The organism is Deltaproteobacteria bacterium, assembly GCA_026388545.1.
Taxonomy (GTDB): Bacteria; Desulfobacterota; Syntrophia; order Syntrophales; family UBA2185; genus JAPLJS01.
In genome coordinates, this window is record JAPLJS010000020.1 from 24,896 (window position 1) to 50,633 (window position 25,738).

The window sequence follows — 25,738 nt, forward strand, 5'->3', positions numbered from 1 at the left end:
AGAATAAAAAGGAGCAACCATATGCTAATAACATCGGAAAGTGTAAAAGTTGGACATCCGGACGTTGTATGCGATTCGATAGCGGCAAATATCATTGCCGCAATTATTGATGAAGAACATAAAATTGGGATGAACGTGGATAACATGCCTCATTGCGGCATCGAGATTTTCCTGGGGAAGGGTCTCTGTATCGTCGGTGGAGAGGTTGCCACCCGTGTTTATGTAGATGTTGAGAAGATCATACGGGATACGGTCCTTAGAATAGGTTATTGCGATTATAGTCTTGGTCTCAATGGAAATTCGATGGGGATTCTCAATACGATTATTGAACAATCTCCTGATATCAATATAGGTACACGGGCTGACATGGGTAAATACAAGGAAATCGGCGCCGGGGATCAGGGGATTATCTATGGATTTGCCTGCGATGAGACGCCGGAATTGCTTCCCCTTCCGTATGTACTGGCTACCAAGATGATGAGAGCCTTTGAGATGTGCGCAAATCCAATATTCGCGCCGGATGGTAAAGGTCAGATAACGGTAGAATATAGTGATGAGGGTGTTCCCTTGCGTGTGGCGACAGTTCTCATGTCCAATGCAGTCGATTACCGTCAAGTTCCTGAAGGTGCAAAAGCCGGTGTAGAACCTCAGGCAAGGCATATTGCTATGGAATGCCTCAAAGACTGGGTGGATGAGAATACCGAATTCCTTTTCAATCCCACAGGGGAATGGCAGGCTATTAATTCATGCAGCGCCGCTGATTCAGGCGTGACGGGCCGTAAGCTTGTTGTTCAGCTTTATGGCGGATATCCGGGCGCTCAAATTGGAGGCGGTTCAATCGTCAATAAATCGCCGGAAAAAGTCGATTGTTCAGCGGTTCTGGGAACCCGCTATGTTGCAAAGAATATTGTCGCCGCAGGTCTTGCAAAGAAGTGTTCCATTCAAATAGCTTATGCCATCGGCATTGCGAGGCCTATTTCCATTTATGTGAATACTTTTGGTACGGGAATAATTTCCAACAACAAGCTCAATGCAATTATTAAAGAATACTTTGACTTATCTCCCAGGGGGATGATTGAAAAATTGGGTCTCCTCAATGGTAATATTTACAGAAAACTGCCAAGGACGTTATTTATGGATGATTATATTTGGGAAAAGACAGATATGGTAGAAGAATTGAAACTGGCTGCAAGCGCATAAGGTCAGCGAAGGACAAAACAATGTTAAAACAAACGACAAATCGGCAATCAAAAAAAAATGATATGAAAACCGGGCAAATCGCCGGATCCATTCCCGCGGCAAGCCGCGAAGGACTTCCTTTACAAACTCGAAGTGGGGGCAACGTAAAATTTATGGAGATTGACAAGAAGTTAAGATATAAAATTGCCGACATCACTCTTGCCGGTTGGGGGCGTAAGGAGATCGAACTCTCCGAAAATGAGATGCCCGGTCTTATGGCTATACGAAAAAAATATGGCCCCAAGAAACCATTAAAGGGGCTTAAGGTTATGGGCAGTCTCCATATGACAATCCAAACGGCAATGCTCATAGAGACATTGAAAGAGCTTGGCGCCGATCTCAGATGGGCATCGTGCAATATTTTTTCGACCCAGGATCACGCTGCTGCCGCTATCGCAAAAGCAGGGACCGCCGCTGTTTTTGCCTGGAAGGGAGAGACGCTTGAAGAGTACTGGTGGTGTACGGAGCAGGCTCTGACATGGCCGGATGGAACTGGCCCTGATTTGATTGTCGATGACGGTGGTGACGCAACACTTTGCATTCATCAGGGCGTCAAGGTGGAAAAAGATCCTTCACTACTTGAGAGGAAATGCGATCATAAAGAGTTTCAGATCATCATGGATCGCTTAAGACATGCCCTGAAGCGAGATCCCCAGCATTGGCATCGGGTAGCTGCAAGTATCCGCGGCGTTTCGGAAGAGACAACCACGGGTGTTCATCGGCTTTACCAAATGGCGCAATCCGGGGAACTTCTCTTTCCTGCAATTAATGTAAATGATTCGGTAACCAAGTCAAAATTCGATAATCTCTATGGCTGCCGGGAATCCCTTGCTGACGGCATCAAGCGGGCGACGGATATCATGGTTGCTGGGAAGGTGGTCGTAATCTGCGGATATGGTGATGTCGGTAAAGGCAGCGCCCAGTCTATGCGCGGTTTTGGCGCCCGCGTCATCATCACCGAGATCGATCCGATCTGTGCCCTCCAGGCTGCCATGGAGGGCTATGAGGTAAAGACCCTGGAAGATGTCGTTTCAAAAGGGGATATTTTTGTATCAGCTACCGGCTGCTGCAATGTCATTACGGGCAGACATATGGAAAAGATGAAAAATGAAGCGATTGTCTGCAATATCGGGCATTTTGATAGTGAAATAGACATGCAGTACTTGGAAAACAACAAGGATTGTAAGAAAGAGAATATCAAACCCCAGGTCGATAAATGGACACTCAAATCGGGGCGTTCCATCATAGTCCTTGCGGAAGGGAGGTTGGTAAACCTCGGCTGCGCAACGGGCCATCCCGGCTTTGTCATGAGTAACAGCTTTACGAATCAGTGCCTTGCACAGATTGAACTTGCAAAAGGGAAATACAAACCCGGTGTATATACATTGCCGAAAAAACTTGATGAAGAAGTTGCGAGACTCCATTTAGGAAGGCTTGGCGCTAAATTATCAAAATTGACCAAGGAACAGGCTGAATATCTTTGTGTTCCTGTACATGGGCCTTTTAAGCCGGATTATTACCGGTACTAATTAGGGGTCCGGGGTCAGGGAACAGGGAAACCTGACCCCTCACGTTTTAACCCGGAGGAACATAATAGCGGAGGCTATGCCCCAGATAATATTTGCAAACCATGCTGATAGAATAGGAGGTATTGTTCCGGAACGTCCCAGAGACAGAGCGAAGGCATGGACAATCCAGTAGGAGAATCCGATGATAATGCCGACTCCGATACTCTGCATGACACCGCCGCTTCGCTCGGTTTTCATGAGAGAAAATGAAATACCAATAGTGACAAGTATGACGCTGACAAAGGTAAACGCGATTTTTCCATGCATATCAACAAGATATCGTGTAGCATCATATCCTTCAGATTGAATCTTTCTTATATATTTTCTGAGCTCCGCATACCCCATTTTTTCGGCTTCGATTTGGACTACACTGAAATCTGATGGCTGCTCCGGAAGGTCTATTACTTTCGTTGAAACATATTCAAGAGATGGGAATTCTTCTGCAGTAAAATGAGTGATTAAAAGGTTGTAAAAGACCCATTGACCATCTTTCCACTCGGCTTTTTCGGCATCGATACGCATCTTCATAGTGAAGTTTTTGTCTAAGTAATTTATTGTAATTCCTTGCAGTGTGTTCGTTTTTGGATCGAACATCTTGAAATTGTAAATACCGCTTTTCCCCCTGTACCAGAGCTGGTTCTGTTTGAAAGTTCCCGCAGGCTCCCTTTTTTGTACCTCTACTAACTTGATATGGTCTGCCTTTTGATTACTTAAAGGTGTAATGAATTCAGAGATGAGAAAGGCGAAGATACAGATTGCGGCAGTTGTAATGATCACGGGCAATGACGTTCTGTAGAGACTGATCCCGTTTGCCTTCATGGCAACGATTTCGCAGTTTTTCGAGAGGGAGCTAAAGGTTATAAGAGAAGCGAGCAATACAGAAACCGGAATAGCCTGTGAAATCATCATCGGGATCCTGAAAAAGAAGTAATATACCATCTGTTGCGGGGAGGCATTATTACTCAGGAACATCCTGATGCGTTCAAAAAAATCAACGATAAGAAAAAGCGAAATGAACAATGCAAGGATGAAAACGCATAACCTGCAGAATTCTTTAGTTATATAACGATCCAATATGGTCATGATTCAATGACCTTTACCTTTAACGAGTATCCTTTTTACATTATTCCAAAATGACTGGATATTGACTGGCCTGTCTTTTCCGGCCATTATCAGAAGATAGATTCCAATCGAGCCAAGAATAATATTCGGAGCCCACGTTCCAATAAAAGGCGAAAGCCTGCCGGTTTCTACGAGGGCATCGCCGCCAAGGCGGAGGATGTAATAAATAAAGACTGTAAAGAGACCCACGGTGAACCCTCTCGATTTTACCGCTCTGTGTGATCTGATTCCTAAAGGAATTCCCAGAATACCAAAAACAATGCATGAAAGAGGGGTAGTAATTGTTTTATGAAATTCAATGGCTATTTCCCTGATTGCTGCTTCTTCTAATCCGGCCGTTTTTAGTTTTTCAGCAAGTTCCCGGATGGTAAGCTCGGTGCTGTCTTTCGTTTTAAGTTTCTTTTCTTCAGCGATAGACGATTCAATGTCGAGATTTACGTCATACACACTGAAATCCATTTTTCGATAATTCCTCAGGTTTGTATCGACGATGTGTGTACTGCCGTTTTCGAGTCTCAAAGTTACACTCATCAGTTGAGGATCTGATAAAAGATAAGCTTTCTCCGCAATAATGGTGCTCGGCTCCTTACTGATTCTTGTATCCGAGATGATGACTCCTTCCATGTAATTGCCGTGAACAGGAATATTTTCAGCATAAAGGAGGATGCCCTTGAAGTCATCGTTGAATACTTTTTCTTTTATACCTATGCTGGCCTTTTTCTTTGCGATAGTAAAAAGTAAATTTTTCGTGGTAAATTTACTGTGGGGAACTAAAAAGAGGCTTGTAAAAGATGTCATGATGAAGGCGATTAACGACAAAAAGGCAACCGGGGCGATGAGTTTGTATAAACTTATACCGGATGCCTTTAAAATGGTAATTTCATTGTCGCCGGATAGCCTGCCCAATCCTATCAGAATCGATATTAAAAGCGATATGGGAATGGTTAAAATCAAGAACGACGGTGTCAACAAGAGAAAGAGTTTTGATATGTCAATGAAACTTACCCCTTTATTGACCATTAAGTCCATTAGCTGAAGAATTTTTCCCATAAGAAGGACAAAGGTCAAAACAAAAATGATTATGAAAAACGGATAAGAAATTTCCCGCAGAATGTATCGATTGATAATTTTATTCATAATTATAAAGATATACTTGAAATTTATTCTGAGGTTAAGACTACCATGGATTTGAAGAAGTTTGTCAAGAAAAAGATGGAAGGCTATCTATTTTTTGAGGGACACTTCACAAATGTTTCTGCGAAGCTTTTCTCGTACAAAGTCATTCCCGCGCAGATCGATGCCTCAGGTGTATAGGGAATGATTCCCAAGGTTAAGAATTTCTTTAGATTAATCCATATCTTTGTTGACCTTGAGTGGTAAATCTGGTAATTGCATGGCCTCTGATAGCAGGATCATTTGATGAGCTTAAAAACATGCACTCTTTCTGTAATTCCCACGGAAGTGGGAAGGCATGATTCAAAATAATGGAATCCCACCTGCGCGGGAATGACAAGGGGGAAGCGGGAATGACAAAGGAGGGCGGGAATTACATTTGTGTGAGAGGTGATATACTGTGATTGATCTACATAGCCATTCCATATTCAGTGACGGAGAACTGATTCCTTCTGAGCTCGCGAGGAGGGCCATGGTCGCAGGATATCGTGCCATCGCCATAACCGATCATGGTGACCAATCCAATATCGATTTCATTATTCCCCGACTTGTAAAGGTCTGTCAAAAATTGACGGATGCCTATGCCATACAGGTGATTCCGGGTATAGAAATTACCCATGTCCCCCCCGAATACATTTTCGAGCTTGCTCTTGAAGCCAGAAAGCATGGCGCTAAGATCGTTGTGGTGCATGGCGAAACGATTGTTGAGCCGGTTATTTCCGGGACTAATATGGCCGCCCTTCAGTCTTCTATTGATATCCTTGCACATCCCGGACTGATTACGGAAGAGGAATCGTTATTGGCAGCAGAAAATTCGATATATCTGGAAATTACAACAAGAAAAGGACACTCTCTAACGAATGGACATGTGGCAAGGGTAGCCCGCCGCACGAAAGCACCTCTCATTTTAAACAACGACAGTCATTCGCCCCGTGATCTTGTCCATAAGGAAATGGCACGTAAGATAGCCCTTGGAGCAGGCTTGACTGAGAAAGAAACGGGCATTATGTTCCATAATTCGGAACTTCTTCTTAAGAAAGCATCAAAGAAATAATGCGGTCTAATGGCACGTGGGATACGTATGAGGCCTGTATCGATTAAAAAAAAGTGCCATACAGAACCATTGAAGATATGTCTGCTGACCTATCGTGGCAATCCAACGTGCGGAGGTCAGGGTGTATACATAAAGTATCTCAGCAGGGCCCTTCGAGATATCGGACACCATGTTGATGTGATTTCAGGGCCGCCATATCCTGAATTAGCGGAAAAGATAACCCTCCATAAACTTCCCGGTCTTGATCTTTACAATCCGGAGCATCTGTTTAAGGTACAGGAAATCCGGGACCTGAAATCACCGGTAAACCTTCTGGAGTATTGCATCATGTGTCTGGGAGGTTTTCCTGAACCGCTTACCTTCGGTTCGAGGGTATATCGTTATTTTCGAAAAATATTGCCGGATTATGACATTGTTCATGATAATCAATGTCTTTCCTACGGTATTCAGAGAATAGCCCGTTCAGGCTATCCTACGGTAGCTACCATTCATCACCCCATCACCGTAGATCGGGATGTTGAAATGAACTTTGCAAAAACGTGGCGGGCGAAGCTGAAAGTCAGAAGGTGGTACTCATTTATAGGGATGCAAATGCGTGTATCACGATGTCTCGCGTCAATAATTACCGTTTCAGAGTGTTCAAAACAGGATATCAGCAAGACTTTTAAAATACCTGATCATAAATTTCGTGTCGTTCCCAATGGGATCAATACAGACTTTTTTTATCCCCTTCCTCAAATCAAGCGCTCAAGGAACCAGATACTGGTGACAAATAGTGCCGACAGCCCTTTGAAGGGTCTCGACTACTTGCTGCATGCAGTTGCCTTGGTAAAGAAAAAGCGGAATGTCAAACTTACCGTTGTTGGTACACCGAAAGAAAACGGGAAGATTAAGCATCTCGTTAAGATACTGGGGATTCATGAATGTGTGACGTTTACCGGCAGAATCCGAAATGAGGATTTTGCGCGCTATTATGCTGAAGCCGCAATGGCAGTTATTCCTTCTCTTTACGAAGGATTCGGCATGCCCGCAGGCGAGGCTATGGCATGTGGTGTTCCGGTAATCAGCACATCGGGTGGTGCACTGCCTGAGGTTGTTGGCGATGCCGGGATTATTGTTCCACCGGCGGATACACAGGCGTTAGAAAAAGCAATTCTTTCGCTGCTTGATGATCAGGAGAAATGTTATCGACTTGGCCAGGCCGGGCTTGAACGTGTGAGGAAATCATTTACCTGGCATCACGCTGCAAATAGTACGGTCGATGTATACAGGGAAGCAATCGATGCTGACGGTGGACATAAATAAATTGAATTTAAAACCGGGAAGTCGCGTTCTGGATGCCGGTTGCGGCGCCGGTCGTCATCTCTGCGAAGCATTTCGATCTGATGGTATCGATGTTATCGGTATTGATCTGAATTGGGAGGATCTTTGCAAGGCAAGGAGTTTTTTATGCCTGATGAATAATGAGTCAAGCGGCTCATGGATGACAGCCATGGCCAATGTGACCAGGTTGCCTTTCAAAGACGGAGTATTTGATGCAGTTATTTGTTCAGAGGTACTTGAACACATTCCCGATAATAAGGGCGCCATTGCTGAACTTGTCAGGGTGTTGAAGCCTGGAAGGGATCTGGCTGTGAGTGTACCGCGTTTTTTGCCGGAAAGAATATGCTGGGCTCTTTCAAAAAGTTACCACCAGGAACCCGGTGGCCATATCAGGATTTACAAAAAGAAAGCATTACAGCGCATTTTTGAAAATGCAGGTACGAAATGCTGGAAGATCAGTTACAGGCATGCCCTGCATGCGCCATACTGGTGGATTAAATGTCTTGTTGGCCACAAGAATGAAAAATCGCGGATTATTAATCTGTACAGGAAGTTTCTTGAGTGGGAAATCATCGAGCATCCTCCTTGGATTCGTGTACTGGACGAACTCCTGAACCCTGTCATTGCAAAAAGTGTAGTTTTCTATTTCAAAAAAGAAGGAAATTGATATGAAGCCTTATGTTTCGCAAAGTATCCTGGAATCTCCCATTGATGTTGAAGCGATGGCCTCATTTATTGCCGGAGTGCAAAAAGAAAATGGTGAAATTCCATGGTCAATAGGCGGAAAAACGAATCCGTGGGACCATGTTGAGAGCGCCATGGGGTTGAGTATTGGCGGCCGTTTAGCTGATGCAGAAAGGGCCTATGAATGGATGATGAGAACGCAACTGAAAGATGGTAGCTGGTGGGCGGTATGTCGTGATGGTATTCCGGAAGATAAAACAAAAGATACCAATATATCGTCGTATATTGCAGTAGGTGTGTTCCATCATTACTTGATAAGCGGTGATACATCCTGTCTCAAGTCAATGTGGCAGGCAGTTAAGGCCGGTATTGATTATGCGATCAGCATGCAACAGCCTACAGGCGTAATTTACTGGGCAAAAAATGGAGATGGTATCGTAGACCCGATGGCTCTTTTAACAGCATCGAGTTCCGTGTATATGAGTATAAAGTCTGCTCTTGCCATTGCCTTTCAACTTGGGAAAAAGAGGCCTGACTGGGAAGATGCTCTTAAAAAGCTTGGAAGTGTCATCAAAAATCGACCTCATCTCTTTAACATGATGAAAGCACGCTTCTCGATGGACTGGTATTATCCAGTTCTCTGTGGCGCTGTTTCAGGATTAGATGCCAGGGTAAGGATTGATAAATCATGGGATAAATTTGTCGTTCCCGGCTGGGGGGTGCGCTGTGTTTCAGATAGACCATGGACGACGATTGCGGAAACCTCGGAACTTGTCTTGACTCTTGCCGCAATAGGAGAACATGAAAGAGCAAAAATGGTTTTTAACTGGATACGGGATAAGAAGTATGACGATGGATCTTACTGGATGGGTGTTACTTTTCCTGATTCGGTCGTATGGCCGGAAGAAAAAACATCATGGACTGCGGCGGCCGTACTTATTGCCTATGATGCCCTTAATTACTTAACACCTGCCTGTTGTATATTTAATCACCGTTTCTGGACACAATCAGAATACCAGTCATTAATTTCTCCTCAAAGTCATTCTTTTTCCTAGAGGGGATATAAGGGGTAAGACTCATTGCGAAGAGATCATCGTCCATATTTCATCAAGCGCCTGGATATTACATTTCAGCAGTGGTATGCAAACCTTTTTTTACGCCCCCAATTTGAATATTTGGGCAAGGGAACTCTGTTTCTGGGACCACGGTATGTGGAAGTATTCGGATGGCCAATAGTATTGGGTGATTATACGAATGTCGTTGCTATCCCCGACAAAAGGGTCAGGTTGACTGTCTGGTCGAATATTAAAGAAAAGGGCAGTATCCAAATCGGGAGATATTGCTTGATCTGTCCCGGCGTAAGGATCAGTTCTGCCACACGCATCACCATTGGTGACAGCTGTATGATGGCGCAGGGAGTGTATATAACCGATTCTGACTGGCATGACATATATGATCGCAACATGTCCATTGGACAAACGGAAGCAGTCAGAATAGGGAGTAATGTATGGATCGGAGATAGCGCAATCATATGCAAGGGTGTAACTATAGGAGATAACAGCATCATTGGAGCAGGCGCCGTCGTGGTGAAAAATATTCCGCCTGATGTCATTGCTGCCGGAAATCCCGCAATCGTTGTCAAAAAGCTTGATCCTTCACATTCCATTACAACACGTGCAGATTGGTTTGCAAATCCGGAATGCCTGGTTGCACAGTTTGATGAGATTGATCGAAACATCCTTAAAGGAAATACAATCGTCGGGTGGTTAAGATCAATACTCTTTCCCAAGAAAGGGGACTAAATTCGCGTTGTGGGTATAGTGCAACCCTATTTGAATTCGTACCATTTCGACAGGGCCTTTTGCGTTATTGTTCCGCACGTGGTACGTTTCAGTACGCCAAGCGTATTGACCATTGGTAATTCCTCAAAAAGGCCGGAAGACAGGGCAAGATTGTAAATACAATATGGGGCTTGACCGCCTTTTGTTGGATCGTGGGAAATATCATGAATTACAAGATATCCACCGGGAAGCAGATGAGACGCCCAGCTATTATAGTCGATAAATGCTGCCTCAAATGTGTGACCGCCATCAATAAAGATCATGCCAAGGGGGGTTGACCAGCATCGGGAAACAGTTTCTGACTTGGCAACGATAGGAATAACTGTATCTTCCAGCGAGAGATCACGGATTACTCTTCTGAATATTCTGAATGTGTCGATCAAACCGGTCTCATGGTCAATGAGATCCGGATCAAAATATTCCTGACCGGATTGCTGTTCTTCAGATCCTCTGTGATGGTCAATAGAGAAAAGGACACCCCCATTTTTTTTACAGCCCATTCCGATATATGCAGCAGATTTTCCACAATAGCTTCCAATCTCCAGGCAGGGGCCTAATTTGCTCGCTTCTCCTGACAGTTTATAAAGATGGAATGCTTCCTCATTCGAAAGGAAACCCTTAAAAACAAACGTTTGTAAATTTTCAATAGTCGTCATGAGTCTCATGCCTCGTCTACGGTAAGGTTTATATGTTGATAGCATTGTGCCATTTTAAAATTCATATACGTATCGTCATAGTATTGCAAGGAATTGCAAATATAAAAAAACCTCACTTTTTGACTTGATTATATCAATATATAGTAGTATTGTATCTTGCTACCCCAACATATTGGGTAAAATAATTGCGCTGAGATATAACTTTCACTATGCAAACAAGGAGGGGTGTTCTCATGCATGGAAAGATAAAAAAAAGGGATGACCGATTAGTAAAATTCAATGCGGAAAAGATAACCAATGCCATTGCGAAGGCCGGAGCTGCAACGGGTGAGTTTGATGGTGATGGAACTATAGCAAGGAAACTCACGATAAAAGTTCTTAATTTAGCAGAAAAACTCTTCGACGATAAAGTAATAACGGTGGAAGAAATTCAGGACATCGTTGAAGAGGTGCTTTTATCTTCTCCTTACCGCCGAACCGCTAAGGCTTATATCATATATAGAGATCAGCATGCCAGATTAAGGGAAATTACCAATAAAATGGAGGTTGATTTAGTTGATCAGTATCTGAAGAAGAAAGACTGGAAAATTAATGAGAACAGCAATATGGATTATTCCTTGCAGGGTTTGAATAACTATATATCTTCCGAAGTCAGCAAGGTGTACTGGTTAAACGAGATTTATTCACCGGAAATTAGGAAGGCCCACACGGATGGTGATTTCCATATCCATGATTTAAGCCTTCTTTCCGTTTATTGTGTTGGTTGGGATTTGTATGATCTTCTTATGCAGGGCTTCAGAGGTGTGTCCGGGAAAGTTGAAAGCAAACCGGCTAAGCACCTTCGCAGTGCTCTGGGACAGGTTGTCAATTTCTTTTATACCCTTCAGGGAGAAGCAGCCGGAGCCCAGGCCTTCTCAAATTTTGATACCCTTCTTGCACCTTTCATAAGATACGACGGTTTGACTTATAATGAAATTAAACAGGCTTTACAGGAATTTATTTTTAATATTAACGTTCCGACAAGGGTAGGTTTTCAGACACCATTTACCAACGTCACCTTAGATGTAAAGGTGCCAAAATACTATGCTAATCAAAATGTCATTATCGGTGGTAAACCACAGCAGGAGACATTCAGCGATTTTCAGAATGAGATGAATCTCTTCAACAAAGCGTTTCTTCAGGTGATGGCTGATGGTGACGCCAAGGGCAGGGTATTCACTTTTCCAATTCCAACATACAACGTGACAAAGGAATTCAACTGGGAAGACCGTAATCTTGATGGCCTATGGGAAATGACGGCTAAGTATGGGGTGCCCTATTTTTCTAATTTTATAAATTCAGATATGAATCCGGAAGATGCGAGGAGCATGTGCTGTAGACTTCGCATTGATAATAGAGAATTGGAGAAAAGAGGCGGGGGGCTTTTTGGTTCCAATCCTTTAACGGGCTCTATCGGCGTGATTACAATGAATATGCCGAGAATAGGTTACCTTTCTAAGACAGAAGATGAATTTATAGAACGGCTGAAAAGATTAATGAGCATTGCGAAGGATAGTTTGGAAACAAAGAGAAAAGTCCTTGAAAAATTTACAGAAGGAAACCTCTATCCTTATACGAAATATTATTTAAGAGATGTAAAGAAGCGTTTTAACGAATACTGGAAGAATCACTTTTCAACTATCGGGCTCGTTGGCATGAATGAAGCCTGCCATAATTTTCTTGGTAAAAATATTGCTACCCAGGAAGGACAGATGTTCACCCTGCGCGTATTGGATTTTATGAGAAAAAGCCTTTTGGAATTTCAAAAAGAAACGGGGAATAACTATAATCTTGAATCGACGCCTGCTGAAGGTACATCGTACCGTCTTGCAAAAATTGATCGGACGAAATATCCTGATATAATCAGCGCCAATCAGAGTGGAAACATTAAAGGGGAACCATTTTATACAAACTCGACACAACTTCCTGTGAACTTTACGGACGATATATTTGAAGCGCTCGATATTCAGGATGAGATTCAGGCAAAATACACGGGGGGGACGGTTTTCCATACATATGCAGGTGAAAGAATACAAGATCCGACTTCTGTAAAAGCGCTTGTAAAAAAAATATGCACCAATTATCATTTGCCCTACCTTACATTCACGCCCACTTTTAGCGTCTGTCCCTCTCATGGATATTTAAACGGCGAGATGAAAACATGTCCAATATGTCAGGAATCTTGTGAAGTATATTCTCGTGTAGTTGGTTATCTGCGACCTATAAAACAGTGGAATTTGGGGAAGCAGGAAGAATTTAGGGAGAGGAGGGTTTTCAGTTTTTAAAAGATGAAAATTGGGGGCTTGCAGAAAGTATCATTAATTGAATATCCGGGTAAAATCTGTGCAATTATATTTACACAGGGCTGTAATTTTAATTGCCCCTATTGCTATAATGCAGAATTGGTAGATCCCAATCTCTACCGAGAATGCCTGCCGGAAGATGAGATATTTTCATTTTTAGCAAAGCGTAAGGGGAAGCTTGATGCGGTGACGATCACGGGAGGCGAACCGACAATACAACCCGACTTGATTGAGTTTGTAAAGTATGTTAGAAAAATCGGGTATTTAATTAAAATAGATACAAACGGTTCTTATCCTAAGGTAATAGAAAAACTCATTAGCAAAAAACTGGTGGACTACATTGCCATGGATCTAAAAGGACCCTTGAGTAAATACAGGATCGTGACGAGGTCACAAATTAATGAGGATGAAATCAAACAGAGTATAGAAATAATTATGAAATCAGGAATACCGTATGAATTCCGCACAACTATCCTGAAACAATTACTTGATGAAAATGATATTTTAGAAATTGGGAATTTAATTAAAGGTGCAAGCCTTTACATATTGCAGCAGTTTGTTCCTACAAAAACACTTGATAAAAATTTTCACAATTATGAGGCATATACACTGGAGGAAATGCACTCTTTTAGGGATAAACTTAAGAAAGACGTATCGGTTGCCTTTGTTCGATAAATCGAAATAAGCAATGATACGGTGATCCTAATATCATAATATGGATAAAGATAAAGAAACAAGCCCCATTTATTATACCGACGGCGATCAAATTAATGAACTGCTGAGCAAGCTGGTATCAGAAGTAAAGGGCTTTACAGAGAAACAGCTCGATCAAATCAGAAGGTTGAATCAGATAGGAACAGCTCTGTCAGCTGAAAGGAACCTCGACAGGCTATTAGAAATGATCGTCGATGAAGCGAGGGAATTTACCAACGCCGATGGCGGCACTCTGTATATTATGTCTGATGACGAAAATGAACTCCATTTTGCAATAGTACAGAACACTTCATTAAATGTCCGTATGGGAGGAACGGGTGGAAAGATTACATGGCCACCGGTAAAGTTAAAGAATCCGGATGGAAGTCCCAATCATGCGAATGTCTCTGCATACGCTGCATTTACACATAAAGTCGTTAATATTTCTGATGTTTATCATGCGGAGGGGTTTAATTTTGAAGGCACAAGAAAATTCGATGCTGATACGGGGTATCGCTCCAGATCCATGCTTGTTGTGCCCATGCGGAATCATGAAAATGATATTATCGGCGTTCTCCAGTTATTGAATGCTCAAATGCCGATAACGAAGGAGGTTATTTCATTTTCACTTGAAAATCAGAAAATGACGGAATCTCTGGCATCCCAGGCAGCAGTTGCCATCTCCAATAATCGACTTATCCATGATCTGGAAGAACTGTTAGAGTCCTTTATCAAATCTATCGCTATGGCGATTGATGAGAAATCTCCTTATACGGGAGGTCATGTTCGTCGGGTTTCTGAATTGACAATGACCATTGCGGGAAAGATAAACGAAGCCAAAGAAGGACCATATGCCGGCATTTACTTTAACGAAGACAAATTGAAGGAGCTTCACATCTCGGCATGGCTTCATGATGTGGGTAAGATAACTACCCCGGAATTCATTATTGATAAGGCAAGAAAACTTGAAACAATTTATGACAGGATTGGAAACTTAAAGGTACGTTTTGAGGTTCTCAAAAGGGACTATGTTATTGCAGAACTGAAGAAAGGAAATATACAAAAAGGGGAAAAAGGTCCAGAAATAGCAATTAACGATTATGATAAATGCGCTAAAGATTTTGAAGCAGATTATGAATTCCTCGTAGATGTTAACACGGGAAGCAAATTCATGGACGAAAAGATGCTTGAACGGCTGAAGAGCATAGCTGCAAGACAATTGAGCTTTGATGGAGATTTTCAAAATCTGCTGAGCGATGATGAAATTTATTATCTTAGTATTCCTATGGGAACACTTACAAACGAAGAGAAAGAAATCATCAAAAATCACGTAACTGTTACCCACAAAATGCTTTCTCATCTTCCTTTTCCAAAAAAATTAAAAAATGTTTCCTATTATGCATCAGCTCACCATGAGAAAATCGATGGCGCCGGTTATCCATTGGGATTAAAAGGCGACCAGATTCCCCTCCAGGCCCGTATTATAGCATTGGCGGATATATTCGATGCATTAACAGCGAAAGACAGGCCGTACAAGAAAGAAAAAACCCTGTCGGAAGCAATAAAGATAATGGGATATATGGTGAAGGACAAACATATCGATGCGGATCTGTTCGAGCTTTTTATCAAGGAGCGAATTTATCTGGATTACGCAAGGAGAGAATTGACACCACACCAGATTGATATTGTTTAATTGTAAGAATTCGGACTTGAGTTGATAGTTTGATAGAGAAGGGACAAGTTATTTCTTAACGTTTAATAGATTTGATCTCATTTTCAATTTCCTGAGATTTATCAGAGTATTTGGGATAATATCTCAATGCTTCCTTGAAGTGAAAAAGGGCGCTATCCATCTTTTTTTTCTTTTTGAAATAGATTCCGAAATTGTAATGTGAATCGCCAGGGTTGTTTGTCTTCCCATAAGCCATAGCAATACTATAAAAAATATCTGCATCATCAATTTTCTTTTTTTCGAGTATTTTGTAAAGGTTCAATGCTGATACATAATCGCCCTGTAACTCGTACGACCTTCCAAGATAGAGCACTGTATCTAAATCGTCTTCATTAAGAGTTAAGGCCCTACGAAGTAAGACAACTGCTTCGGATGTCCTCCCGAGTTTGAAATAGGCAATTCCAAGATCTCGTGTGATGTCTCCGTCATTAGGAGACAGGCTTAAGGCTTTGAGAAAGTTAGCGAGAGATTCGACAGTTTGCCCGAGTCTGTCCTGTATCACGGCAATTCCATAAAGTGCATCAACGTCGTTTTGGTTCTTCTGTAATTCATTTTTGAAATATTTAAGACTCACGTCGAGATTTTTTTCCCCAAACATCAGGAGGGCTTGTATCCTTTTAAAATTTCCAATAATACTTTTTGCACCTTTATGAGTATATGTAGTTTGCAGAAGAGCGTCGATGTAGGTGATTCTTTCATCTGTCCCCGGATGGGTGAGAAAGTAGGACGGAATACTATTTGAGTAAAACTCATATCTCCTCATTATTTTTAACATATCTAACATGGCTTTACTGTCATATCCCGCACTGGCAACATAATACATACCAAGCCTGTCCGCCTCTTCTTCATGTTCACGGCTGTATTTAAGATTTAAGCTCGTGGCTGCTGCTAATGAAAAGCTCATTACAGCGGCAGAAAGGTCTCCTCCGCCGCCAAGAAATGCACCGGCGAGAATGGCAGCGAGTGTAGCAATTCCTACCTTCTGAGATTTTTCAATGATACTGGCAATATGCCTGGCATTTACATGAGCTATTTCGTGCGCCAGTACGGCGGAAAGCTCACTTTCAGTTTCGACCATGTTGATTAAGCCTCTGTTGACGTAGACATAACCTCCAGGAGTCGCAAAGGCATTTATTGCGGAGCTTTTAATAACAGAGAATCGATAATCGAAAGGTGCCTTCTGACTATGCGAAAGCACCTTATTCCCGAGTTCATTGATATACATGTTTATCTTTTGATCATGGATCAGAACGTTACTTTTTTCCAGTTTTTCGTAAAATTCTTTTCCGAGTTTTTTTTCATCTTCAAGGGTAAAAGATGCGTGTGCCAATCCTGTATTTTGAAATAATGAACTAAGAATAACAAAAACTAATAATATTAAAGTATTTATTCTTCTAAAAGTATCGAATTTATTCAAATGTAAACCTCAATATTTTTAAGCCGGTTTTACCTAATAGGTATTTTCCCCCGGGGTAATTTTCATTTTTATGATTTAATAATGATGCTTTCAAATGTTACGATCACCTTATTATTCATATCATTTATTTCAATCCATTGTAATATATAAAATATGCAACGTTTAATGTACGTTTACCTTTAATATTGTTAAGGTATGATCATTATGTTATAGCAATTCAGTCTGAAATTGAGCCATGTAAGAGCCACTTGTACGTATGGAGGATAAAAGAATGAATGAAATGGGAATTCAATGATGAAAAAAGGACTGGTTATTACAATCGACGGACCTGCCGGTGCAGGTAAAAGTACGATCAGCAAGGTTCTCGCAAATAAAATGTCCTATATTTATCTCGATACAGGTGCGCTGTATAGAGCAGTTGCCTATAAAATTATCAATGATGGGATTTCGCCGGATAATCCAAAAGAGCTTTCAGATTTGTGTCATCGAATAAAGATTTATCTTCGAAATGTGGATGGAAATTTGAATGTATTTATCGATAGTGAAAATGTGACTAAAAAGATAAGGAGTGAGGAAGTGGGCCTTCTTGCGTCAAAAGTATCTGCAATTTCCATCGTAAGAAGCACACTTTTATCGATTCAGCGGGAGGCAGGCGAAAAAGGAGGTATAGTCGCCGAGGGTAGAGACATGGGGACAGTAGTATTTCCAGATGCTGATTGTAAATTTTATCTTGATGCAGGCGAGGGAGAAAGAGTTAGAAGGCGTTACAATGAATTGCTAACGCGAGGAAACAGAGCTGACTATCGGGAAATTGAAAGAGATTTAATAGTGAGGGACAGGCAAGATCGAGAAAGAGAAATAGCTCCTTTAAAGGCTTCTCAAGATGCAATTATCGTAGACTCTTCAAATATGAGCATTTTTGAAGTCGTCGATACGATGATGTCAGTAATTAAAAGCCGCTTGGGGGAAAAATTCAACTGAGTAAGCAGTTGTAATATCTATAAGTGAAGTGTATTTTACTATTCATCAACTTTGATTTGTATAACGATCAGAAATAAAAAAAGCTCTATCGAGCGTTAATGTAGTTTCATTTGAATTTGCTTGATATTTCATAACCAGTATGTTACGTCACCATGTGCTTGAAAAAGTATTTTTATAAAATTCAGGGGGTAATGGTTTAATGGTTAACGGTAATAACTTAATAGCTGATGAAAATCATGAAGGTAAGCAAGTAAATGAAAAAGTTTCAGCCGGTGGTAAAGAAGAGGATATCGGTTTCAGAGAATTGTATGAACAGAGTCTGCAGAGCGTGCAGCTTGGTGAAATAGTTATCGGAAAGGTTGTCCAAATAAACAGTGATGTCGTTATGGTTGATGTGGGCTGGAAGACGGAAGGTTACATTCCAGCCAGAGAATTGAAAGATGATGAAGGGAATATCCCCCTTGCTGTCGGTGATCAAGTAGAAGTCCTGGTTGACAGAAGAGACTCGGATGGTAATCTGGTCTTGTCGAGGGATAAGGCTTTAAAAATTAAAATATGGGATGATGTAAAAAATGCCTGCGAGCATAATACCCCCGTCAAAGGTATAGTTATAGAAAGAGTTAAGGGTGGGCTGTCCGTCGATATTGGAATTTTGGCTTTCCTGCCCGGTTCGCAGGTTGATGTTCGTCCGGTAAGAGATCTTGATAAATATGTAGGACAAACATTGATGTTCAATGTTCTTAAATATGACAGGAAGAGAAACAATGTCGTATTATCGAGGAGATCGATATTAGAACATGAAAGGATAGAGGCTAAGAGAGAGACCCTTGAGGGCATTGATGAAGGAAAGATTATGGAAGGGGTCATTAAGAATATAACCGATTATGGACTTTTCATTGATTTGGGGGGCATTGATGGCCTACTTCATGTGACAGACATATCATGGGGAAGGATTGCACGACCATCTGATAATTTTTCCAAAGGTGACAAGATAACGGTGAAAGTCCTTTCTTTTGACAGAGAGAAAGAAAGGGTTTCCCTTGGTTTGAAACAACTGACGGATAATCCGTGGGAGAATATTAGCGAAAAATATCCAGTTGGATCTATCGTTGAAGGCAAAGTAGTAAACCTTACGGATTACGGAGTCTTTGTAGAACTGGAACCGGGAGTGGAAGGCCTTGTCCATATCACGGAGATGTTCTGGACAAGAGAGATTAAGCATCCATCTAAGGTTTTATCCATGGGTGAAAATGTTAAAGTCATGGTTTTAGATGTAAATCCTGAGGCAAAGCGCGTTTCCCTTGGATTGAAACAAACAGCGGAGAATCCGTGGGAAGCACTGAAACAAAAATATCCCGAGGGGAGCCTTGTTAAGGGCGTAATCAGGAATATTACGAACTTTGGTTTTTTCGTCGGTATTGAAGAAGGTATAGATGGTCTTGTTCACGTATCTGATATTTCCTGGAAGCAAAATATTAAACATCCTTCGGAATTGTTTAAAAAGGGCCAGGAAATTGAGGCTATGGTTTTGAATATTGATGTAGAAAACGAAAAATTTTCTCTCGGAATCAAGCAGGTGGATAAGAACCCCTGGGATGAAAATAATTTTAAGTATGCAACAGGATCAATCATTAAAGGAAAGGTAACTAACGTCACAGACTTCGGTATTTTTGTAGAACTCGAGGAAGGTGTAGAAGGCTTGGTTCATATTTCAGAATTAAGTCAAAAAAGGGTAAAATCTGCATCAGAAATATATGCAGTTGGCGATACTGTATCGGCAATAGTTAAAAGCGTTGACTTGCTGAATAGAAGAATCAGGTTGAGCATAAAGGACTACGAATCAGCATCTGAGGGATATTCGGTGACTCAGTACATTAACAACAAGGAGAATATTGGTTCAAATCTTGGGAAGGTCATGGCAGATGTGAAAATTGCGGACACTGAGAAAGGATAACATCAAACCATGAGAAAACACCCGGTCTTATTAGGGATATTTCTTTTGTTTCTTGTTGGTGCGGCATTTTTTCTGCTGGTATATGCTTTAGGGTCCGTAACTGAAGATAAACAATCATTTTCGCTTAACAATAAAGTGGGTGTTGTAAAAATAGAAGGGTTCATTGGCGATACACACGATGTTGTAGAACAGATGAATCAATTTGGTAAAGACGACAGTATTAAAGCAGTTATTCTGAGAATTGATTCCCCGGGTGGCGGCGTTGCTTCCTCACAGGAGATATACCAAGCCGTAAATGACCTAAAAAAGAAGAAAAAGGTTGTAGCCTCTATGGGCTCTGTCGCAGCATCAGGGGGTTATATGGTGGCGTGTGCCACAGATAAGATTGTAGCCAACCCTGGTACTCTTACCGGTAGTATTTCTGCAGTTATGCACTTTGCTAACGTTGAGGAGCTATTAAAAAAGGTGGGTCTTAAGGCGTCGGTTGTTAAAAGTGGGAAATTTAAAGACATAGGATCGCCGGTAAGGGAAATGACGCCCGATGAAAAGGCGTTACTCCAAGACTTGGTTGATGATATCTCCGATCAATTTATTGAGATGGTTTCCAAGGATAGGAACATTCCCAAAGAAAATGTGAGAAAGATCGCTGATGGAAGGGTTTTTACGGGCAGGCAGGCGCATAAATTGGGTCTTGTCGATTATTTAGGCGACATGGGGTATGCTGTAACACTTGCAGGTGAAATGGCAGGGATCAAGGGGAAACCCGATATCGTATATCCAAAGAAGAAAGGATTAAAATTCTGGGATTATTTTTTTCGGGAGATGTTTATCGCACTTGAGGGACAAATAAAGGGTAAGGTAGAGCATCTCAACGGTATTTTGTATCTCTCACCGATTGTGAGTTATTAGTAAAGATTACAATCATGACGAAAAAAGAGTTAATTAAACGGGTTCAAAAAAAAATAGAGGAATATCCCCCCAAAGATATATCATACGCAGTTCACTTGGTATTCGACGCAATGATTCGAGCCCTAAAAAGAAATGAACGGATAGAAATCAGGGGCTTCGGAAATATTACGGTCAGACGCAGACGATCGATACTGGGAAGAAATCCGAAAACATCTGATGTCATACGCCTTCCGGAGAGAAAGGTACCTTTTTTTAAGGTTGGTAAAGAACTCCATGACATGATTAATGGATGCAAGTAAACTGTGCAATTACGAAAAATCCATTTCATTGTCGGGAGAAGCAAAGTCTTTTAATTGTTCTCTTCTCTTTTTATGCTGTAGTTTCTTAAGCGCTTTCGCTTCTATTTGTCTTATTCTCTCACGGGTTACCCCCATCATTTCACCTACTTCTTCAAGAGTAAACGGCCCATAATTACAGGCAACCCATGTACAATTTAAAAAAGCATCATTTTTAAGCCGCCATTCACATGTTGTATCCTGGCAAACATCTGATATCAAATGGCCCTTTTTTTTACATCTGTAAGTGTTGATCAATTTAATAGACCCCTCTCCCTAACGCCTTGATTGCACGTTTAAGCTTACTAAGATGACAAAATGGGTATTATAAAAATAACGCTCTATTATATTCCTTTATTATCAATTTGTCAATAACCAATAGAATAAAAAGTTTACGTAATTTCCGTGGTTTATTGATCTATTCAGTTTCAGTATAACCTGCGCGACTTTTAAGGCGATTAAGACGATGAACAAGTGAGTTTCTTTCTTCACTTGTTTTTAATCCTGATAGTATGAGGGTTTTGCTGACTATATCAATAGCTTTTTTATAATCGTGTTTCCTGTGTTCGTACCATTTGGCCAGCTCTGCTGCGGCAAAATAGTTGCCGGGATCATCCAGGAGCATCATTTCCCATATGCAAACAGCATCATGCCAGCTACCGGATCGTTTGTGAATCAGGGAAAGTATCCTTCTTGCCTCAAAGGCGATAGACGGATTTTCCGAGTTTATTAACGATTCCAGGAGAATCCTGGCACCTGCTTTGTCTCGGCGATCAAGAAGGAGCCTTGAAACCGCTAAAATATCTAAATGTTCGGCACTTGTGATGTCGCGATCAAATTTTAACATTTCTGCAAGGTGAACCGAGAGGGTCGCCATGGAGATTACATCAAGACGGTTGTGTTCAAAGACATCCAGCATAAACCGGGCATCACGGTTTCTCAGCCAGTCGAAGTAACGCTGGGGAATTTCACTGCCTGGAATATCCCCGCTGCGGCGGAAACCGAGTATCTCATTTTCGATGGTGATCAGACGATTGTTATCCAGACGATGTCCAAGAAGGCGACGTGACGGGTGGAGTAAGTCAAGATGGGGCATGCTGGATAGTTTGTCAGGAAGGCGGTTCAGGATAAAGCGTGTGGATAGCAGGCCGACATCAAATGCCTTGCCGTTAAAGGTTACGATGAAGTTCTTTTTTCCGGCCAATTCCAGCAAAAAGCTCAAAGAGGCGCGCTCCTCCGAAAAGTCACGGGCGAATATTTGCCTTGTAACAAATGTTTCATTTTCAAACCAGCCAAGGCCGATAAGAAAAGCAAGCGTGCCGGTACCGCCGGATAATCCGGTGGTTTCCGTATCGAGGAATAAAGCATCGGTATAATTAAATGAGGCCAGATCAGGGTTATTGGCAAGGAGCGCTACGGCATTCATATCAAGAGTAGAAATTTCACCGATGCAGCGGCATCCGTGGTATGAGGAACCGGTGAGAGAGCGGTCGGCGACAAAAAAATTGCCGTGGGTATTTTCGAACTCATCCCCCTGTATTAAATCCTTCAACGTAAAGGCACTATCACATAACACAGTGGATGGTGAAACGGTTGGAGCCGGCCTCCGCGAGGTAATGGCCTCTATGCGCCTGCGCAGTTCGCTGATCTCATCAGCACGTGTCGATTCTTTTTTCCCTGGAGCGTCGTCGCCGGTCAGGCGTTGCAAGCGTTTGAGTGTGCTCATGTTTTATCAATAATCAAATCAAGAATAGCCAGAACTGTTTCTTTAGCCGCGGGTCCTACCTCAAGTGTAGGCCCTACACAGCTTGGACAGCCGTGGATGCAAGGACAGCTCCGAATCAGAGCCAAGGCTGAGGCTAAAAGGCGCTCATGCTCTTCGTAGAGAAGCTCGGAAAAGCCGATCCCCCCTGGATAGGCGTCAAAAATAAACACAGTCGGGTCAAAAGCATCAACCATGACAGTGGTTGCATCCGTTGCATTTTTCGAAGAAGTCGTAATGGACCGCGATCCTGCTCCGTGACGGACAAACCATTCACCGCTCTTATCACCAATACATCTGTCAATATCGTGCGCATCGGACATCAGCAACATGGAAGCGAGGTAATGAAGTCCATACGCGAGACCGGACAGGCCGTCAATGATTTCCGACTGCGTGTACGGCATCAGGTTCAGCATATCTCTGGGAATAGTAAACCAGTAGCTCGTCGTATGCATGTCTTTCTCCGGGAGCGTCACATCGCCGTAACCCAGGTTCTCCGAGGTATAAAATTTTATCTTTTTATACCCGACAACCTTTCGTACCACCTGTACCTCACCGTGTTCAACGATTAATTTTTGCCGGTGCTTTTTCGTGAAACTGTCGATAACGCGCACGTTTGTATAGGTCATGGCATCGGTGTAATAATCGACATCGACTTTATGGACATAAGCCGTATTTCGTTCGAGGTCCAGCTTATCTACATGGTACTGCTGGGATTCAACCATATAGATGGCATCATCGTGAACCGTGGAAAAGGCGCTGTCCCAGTCAACTTCGGCAATAACTTTATGCGAGCCTGCTTCCGTCGTATCAACCACGACGACGTTTTCAGGGTTGATGCTTCGGAGGCTGACCTCATCGGCAGGGTAGCTCTCCGCCGTCCAGTGCCACCGGTCATCAACTCTGTGGAGCACGCCTTTTTCTTCCAGATAGTTGAGGAGTTCCTCCAGATTTTCGCTTCCGAAATGTTCTCCCTTTTCGAAGGGAAGTTCAAAGGCAGCACTCTTCAGGTGGTGAAGTAGTATGAGGAGGTTATCGGGATTGATGCGGCAGTGTTCCGGTGACCGGGAAAAGAAGTAATCAGGGTTTTCGACGATGAACTGGTCCATGGGGCTGCTACGGGCAATGAGTATGGCAAGACTATGCCCCATCCGCCTCCCGGCCCTCCCGGCCTGCTGCCAGGTGCTGGCGATGGAGCCCGGATAACCGACCATGATACAGGATTCCAAGTCTCCGATATCGATTCCCAGTTCCAGGGCGTTTGTACTCACAACACCCATTACCTCGCGGTTGCGAAGGCCCTCTTCGATCTGCCGGCGCAGATTCGGCAGGTAACCGCCACGGTAGCCTGTGACAAAATGTGTGTCAACGGGTTTTCCCCTGGCAAAATGATCCTTGAGATATTTTGTAAGTATCTCGACATTCAGGCGGCTGGTGGTAAAGACGATGGTCTGGATACCGTTTGTGATAAGTTCGGTTGCCAGAATTCTTGCCGGCGTCATCGCGGACTGACGAATTCCCAGTTCACGATTGACGATGGGCGGGTTGTACAGAATAAACGTTTTTGACGCCGTCGGGGCGCCGCTCTGGTCGATCAGTTCTACCGGCCGTTCGAGCAGGCGTTCGGCATGTTCCTTCGGGTTGGCAACCGTTGCGGAACAGCAGATAAAAATAGGTTCCTGGCCGTAAAAGCGGCAGATTCTTACAAGCCGCCGCATCACGTTCGTGAGATGTGAGCCAAAAATGCCTCGATAAACGTGCAGCTCATCGATTACGACAAATTTGAGATTGGCAAACAGCTTCTGCCACTTGGTGTGGTGCGGGAGTATCCCCGCGTGAAGCATATCGGGGTTCGTAACCACCACGTGGCCCTGCTTGCGGATAGCCTGGCGGGCGTCGTCTGGCGTGTCTCCGTCGTATGTATAGGTCTTGATGTCGGCCTTTAAATCGGTAATGAGACCGTGCACCTCGTGCATCTGATCCTGGGCGAGGGCCTTTGTGGGAAATATATAGAGGGCGCGCGTCTCCGGTTCTTCAAGGATTCTGTTCAGAACCGGAAGATTATAGCATAGGGTCTTCCCGCTTGCGGTCGGGGTGACCAGCACCACATCAAGGCCTTTCTTTACGAGGTTGACCGCCTCAGCCTGGTGGCTGTAAAGCTGATCGACCCCCCTTTTTTTAAGGATGGATTGAAGCCGGGGGTTAACCCAATCGGGGAAGGGTGCAAACCGGCCCTCAAAAGCGGGGAGTATTTTCAACGCCCGGACGTTTTCCATGAAACGCCGGTTGTTTTCGAATCGGGACAGCAATTCCTTGATGGTCAAAGTGGGCATAAGTTAATGGATAATATTTACGGTAAAAATGTCATTTCGACTGACGAGAAAAATATTAAATGACGTCATTCAACCGAACAATATGGGTTTGACACCTTTAAAGGTTTTCCTTATTACCCTCTATCATATTTTGCCGCCATCTTTCACTATTTTTCGTGAATTCGGCCTCCCTTTTATTCACTATTTCTTAAAAAGATCATCAAGCGTTTTCCGTGCTGAATCGGTACCTTCTTTCGTTTTTCCCTGGGAAGAGCTATCCTTAAAGCTGAAATAATCACAGAAATTACTGCGATCCTTGTCAAGTACCCTGTCTGCCTGGGATTCCCGGCAATGATTGTATGATCGAAAATCATAGAAACGGCAGTTAAGACAGCATCGGAGATCGGATTGACAAAAAGGGCAAACGTCTTTCCTGCCGACTATTTTATCAACCTTAATCTCTTTTTTGCATTTATGGCACGTCTTCATAGTTTTACTTTAAGGTAAACCGCCACCGGCAGAAGGCATTATCCGGATGTGGATCGGGAGGCGCAAAAAGGCATTCAACCTGTATTCTATCATCGATAATTCCGGCGAAATTCTCAAACTCGCCCCGGTGCATCTCCTTGCAGGAAAACTCA

General features: G+C 42.7%; 21 protein-coding genes and 2 pseudogenes. 15 read left to right on the plus strand and 8 right to left on the minus strand.

Going from position 1 to position 25,738, the window contains the following annotated elements:
• The first annotated feature begins 21 nt into the window (after positions 1–21).
• Both metK and ahcY read left to right on the plus strand, forming a co-directional pair.
• On the plus strand, positions 22–1,200 hold the full coding sequence (metK, locus tag NTW12_01845; protein ID MCX5845095.1) for a methionine adenosyltransferase: 1,179 nt from the start codon (positions 22–24) through the stop codon (positions 1,198–1,200).
• Positions 1,201–1,352: 152 nt separating this feature from the next.
• Positions 1,353–2,768, plus strand: a complete 1,416-nt coding sequence (gene ahcY, locus NTW12_01850) for an adenosylhomocysteinase (protein ID MCX5845096.1) — start codon at positions 1,353–1,355, stop codon at positions 2,766–2,768.
• 39 nt (positions 2,769–2,807) lie between these two features.
• Here the strand turns inward: ahcY and lptG are convergent, their stop codons facing one another.
• The gene (gene lptG, locus NTW12_01855) at positions 2,808–3,890 is read right to left on the minus strand and encodes an LPS export ABC transporter permease LptG (protein MCX5845097.1); all 1,083 of its coding nucleotides are present in this window, start codon (positions 3,888–3,890) and stop codon (positions 2,808–2,810) included.
• Between the two features lie 3 nt (positions 3,891–3,893).
• A complete protein-coding gene (lptF, locus tag NTW12_01860) occupies positions 3,894–5,066 on the minus strand; it encodes an LPS export ABC transporter permease LptF (protein ID MCX5845098.1) in 1,173 nt (390 codons plus the stop codon).
• 45 nt (positions 5,067–5,111) lie between these two features.
• Here lptF and NTW12_01865 point away from each other — a divergent pair, with 45 nt between their 5' ends.
• The 6 genes and pseudogenes from NTW12_01865 to NTW12_01890 all read left to right on the plus strand — a co-directional run bounded on the left by NTW12_01865 (position 5,112) and on the right by NTW12_01890 (position 9,767).
• Complete coding sequence (locus NTW12_01865) at positions 5,112–5,243, plus strand: hypothetical protein (protein MCX5845099.1); 132 nt, start codon at positions 5,112–5,114, stop codon at positions 5,241–5,243.
• Positions 5,244–5,502: 259 nt separating this feature from the next.
• Positions 5,503–6,156, plus strand: a complete 654-nt coding sequence (locus NTW12_01870) for a histidinol phosphate phosphatase domain-containing protein (GenBank protein ID MCX5845100.1) — start codon at positions 5,503–5,505, stop codon at positions 6,154–6,156.
• 27 nt (positions 6,157–6,183) lie between these two features.
• Complete coding sequence (locus NTW12_01875; GenBank protein MCX5845101.1) at positions 6,184–7,461, plus strand: glycosyltransferase family 4 protein; 1,278 nt, start codon at positions 6,184–6,186, stop codon at positions 7,459–7,461.
• A complete protein-coding gene (locus NTW12_01880; GenBank protein MCX5845102.1) occupies positions 7,439–8,146 on the plus strand; it encodes a methyltransferase domain-containing protein in 708 nt (235 codons plus the stop codon). The genes NTW12_01875 and NTW12_01880 overlap by 23 nt, the downstream gene beginning before the upstream one ends.
• Position 8,147: 1 nt before the next feature.
• Entirely contained in the window at positions 8,148–9,218 is a 1,071-nt protein-coding gene (locus NTW12_01885) for a phenyltransferase domain-containing protein (protein ID MCX5845103.1), read from the plus strand.
• A 432-nt stretch (positions 9,219–9,650) separates the two neighbouring features.
• Positions 9,651–9,767, plus strand: a pseudogene (locus tag NTW12_01890) (DapH/DapD/GlmU-related protein).
• 224 nt (positions 9,768–9,991) lie between these two features.
• On the opposite strand, the gene NTW12_01895 reads toward NTW12_01890, so the two are convergent.
• Positions 9,992–10,660 (minus strand): class I SAM-dependent methyltransferase, encoded by a 669-nt coding sequence (locus NTW12_01895; protein ID MCX5845104.1) that lies wholly within the window; start codon positions 10,658–10,660, stop codon positions 9,992–9,994.
• Between the two features lie 233 nt (positions 10,661–10,893).
• Between NTW12_01895 and NTW12_01900 the strand changes: the two genes are divergently transcribed.
• From NTW12_01900 to NTW12_01910, 3 genes are read left to right on the plus strand one after another with little or no spacing between them, the layout of a single operon-like run.
• Complete coding sequence (locus tag NTW12_01900; GenBank protein MCX5845105.1) at positions 10,894–12,984, plus strand: ribonucleoside triphosphate reductase; 2,091 nt, start codon at positions 10,894–10,896, stop codon at positions 12,982–12,984.
• Between the two features lie 18 nt (positions 12,985–13,002).
• Positions 13,003–13,677 (plus strand): anaerobic ribonucleoside-triphosphate reductase activating protein, encoded by a 675-nt coding sequence (locus NTW12_01905; protein ID MCX5845106.1) that lies wholly within the window; start codon positions 13,003–13,005, stop codon positions 13,675–13,677.
• Between the two features lie 40 nt (positions 13,678–13,717).
• A complete protein-coding gene (locus NTW12_01910; GenBank protein ID MCX5845107.1) occupies positions 13,718–15,388 on the plus strand; it encodes a GAF domain-containing protein in 1,671 nt (556 codons plus the stop codon).
• Between the two features lie 55 nt (positions 15,389–15,443).
• On the opposite strand, the gene NTW12_01915 is transcribed toward NTW12_01910, so the two are convergent.
• Positions 15,444–16,844, minus strand: coding sequence for a M48 family metalloprotease (locus NTW12_01915; protein ID MCX5845108.1), 1,401 nt, complete (start codon positions 16,842–16,844; stop codon positions 15,444–15,446).
• 291 nt (positions 16,845–17,135) lie between these two features.
• Here NTW12_01915 and cmk point away from each other — a divergent pair, with 291 nt between their 5' ends.
• The 4 genes from cmk to NTW12_01935 all read left to right on the plus strand — a co-directional run bounded on the left by cmk (position 17,136) and on the right by NTW12_01935 (position 20,987).
• Positions 17,136–17,825, plus strand: coding sequence for a (d)CMP kinase (gene cmk, locus NTW12_01920; protein ID MCX5845109.1), 690 nt, complete (start codon positions 17,136–17,138; stop codon positions 17,823–17,825).
• Between the two features lie 199 nt (positions 17,826–18,024).
• The gene (locus NTW12_01925) at positions 18,025–19,779 is read left to right on the plus strand and encodes a 30S ribosomal protein S1 (protein MCX5845110.1); all 1,755 of its coding nucleotides are present in this window, start codon (positions 18,025–18,027) and stop codon (positions 19,777–19,779) included.
• Positions 19,780–19,788: 9 nt separating this feature from the next.
• Positions 19,789–20,688, plus strand: coding sequence for a signal peptide peptidase SppA (sppA, locus tag NTW12_01930; GenBank protein ID MCX5845111.1), 900 nt, complete (start codon positions 19,789–19,791; stop codon positions 20,686–20,688).
• A gap of 14 nt (positions 20,689–20,702) precedes the next feature.
• Entirely contained in the window at positions 20,703–20,987 is a 285-nt protein-coding gene (locus NTW12_01935; protein ID MCX5845112.1) for an integration host factor subunit beta, read from the plus strand.
• Between the two features lie 9 nt (positions 20,988–20,996).
• Here the strand turns inward: NTW12_01935 and NTW12_01940 are convergent.
• The 4 genes and pseudogenes from NTW12_01940 to NTW12_01955 all read right to left on the minus strand — a co-directional run.
• Positions 20,997–21,146 (minus strand): annotated as a pseudogene (locus NTW12_01940) (hypothetical protein).
• Positions 21,147–21,441: 295 nt separating this feature from the next.
• Entirely contained in the window at positions 21,442–22,749 is a 1,308-nt protein-coding gene (locus tag NTW12_01945) for a ribonuclease H-like domain-containing protein (GenBank protein MCX5845113.1), read from the minus strand.
• Positions 22,746–25,118, minus strand: coding sequence for a DEAD/DEAH box helicase (locus NTW12_01950; protein MCX5845114.1), 2,373 nt, complete (start codon positions 25,116–25,118; stop codon positions 22,746–22,748). The genes NTW12_01945 and NTW12_01950 overlap by 4 nt, the downstream gene beginning before the upstream one ends.
• Positions 25,119–25,590: 472 nt before the next feature.
• The coding region (locus tag NTW12_01955) for a DUF6125 family protein (GenBank protein ID MCX5845115.1) at positions 25,591–25,738 on the minus strand (148 nt) is incomplete at its 5' end.

Coding starts and splice junctions, on each gene's coding strand:
- metK (MCX5845095.1), top strand. CDS start 22: ATGCTAATAACATCGGAAAGTGTAAAAGTTGGACATCCGGACGTTGTA.
- ahcY (MCX5845096.1), top strand. CDS start 1,353: ATGGAGATTGACAAGAAGTTAAGATATAAAATTGCCGACATCACTCTT.
- lptG (MCX5845097.1), bottom strand. CDS start 3,890: ATGACCATATTGGATCGTTATATAACTAAAGAATTCTGCAGGTTATGC.
- lptF (MCX5845098.1), bottom strand. CDS start 5,066: ATGAATAAAATTATCAATCGATACATTCTGCGGGAAATTTCTTATCCG.
- NTW12_01865 (MCX5845099.1), top strand. CDS start 5,112: ATGGATTTGAAGAAGTTTGTCAAGAAAAAGATGGAAGGCTATCTATTT.
- NTW12_01875 (MCX5845101.1), top strand. CDS start 6,184: ATGAGGCCTGTATCGATTAAAAAAAAGTGCCATACAGAACCATTGAAG.
- NTW12_01880 (MCX5845102.1), top strand. CDS start 7,439: ATGCTGACGGTGGACATAAATAAATTGAATTTAAAACCGGGAAGTCGC.
- NTW12_01885 (MCX5845103.1), top strand. CDS start 8,148: ATGAAGCCTTATGTTTCGCAAAGTATCCTGGAATCTCCCATTGATGTT.
- NTW12_01895 (MCX5845104.1), bottom strand. CDS start 10,660: ATGACGACTATTGAAAATTTACAAACGTTTGTTTTTAAGGGTTTCCTT.
- NTW12_01900 (MCX5845105.1), top strand. CDS start 10,894: ATGCATGGAAAGATAAAAAAAAGGGATGACCGATTAGTAAAATTCAAT.
- NTW12_01910 (MCX5845107.1), top strand. CDS start 13,718: ATGGATAAAGATAAAGAAACAAGCCCCATTTATTATACCGACGGCGAT.
- cmk (MCX5845109.1), top strand. CDS start 17,136: ATGATGAAAAAAGGACTGGTTATTACAATCGACGGACCTGCCGGTGCA.
- NTW12_01925 (MCX5845110.1), top strand. CDS start 18,025: ATGGTTAACGGTAATAACTTAATAGCTGATGAAAATCATGAAGGTAAG.
- sppA (MCX5845111.1), top strand. CDS start 19,789: ATGAGAAAACACCCGGTCTTATTAGGGATATTTCTTTTGTTTCTTGTT.
- NTW12_01935 (MCX5845112.1), top strand. CDS start 20,703: ATGACGAAAAAAGAGTTAATTAAACGGGTTCAAAAAAAAATAGAGGAA.
- NTW12_01945 (MCX5845113.1), bottom strand. CDS start 22,749: ATGAGCACACTCAAACGCTTGCAACGCCTGACCGGCGACGACGCTCCA.
- NTW12_01950 (MCX5845114.1), bottom strand. CDS start 25,118: ATGCCCACTTTGACCATCAAGGAATTGCTGTCCCGATTCGAAAACAAC.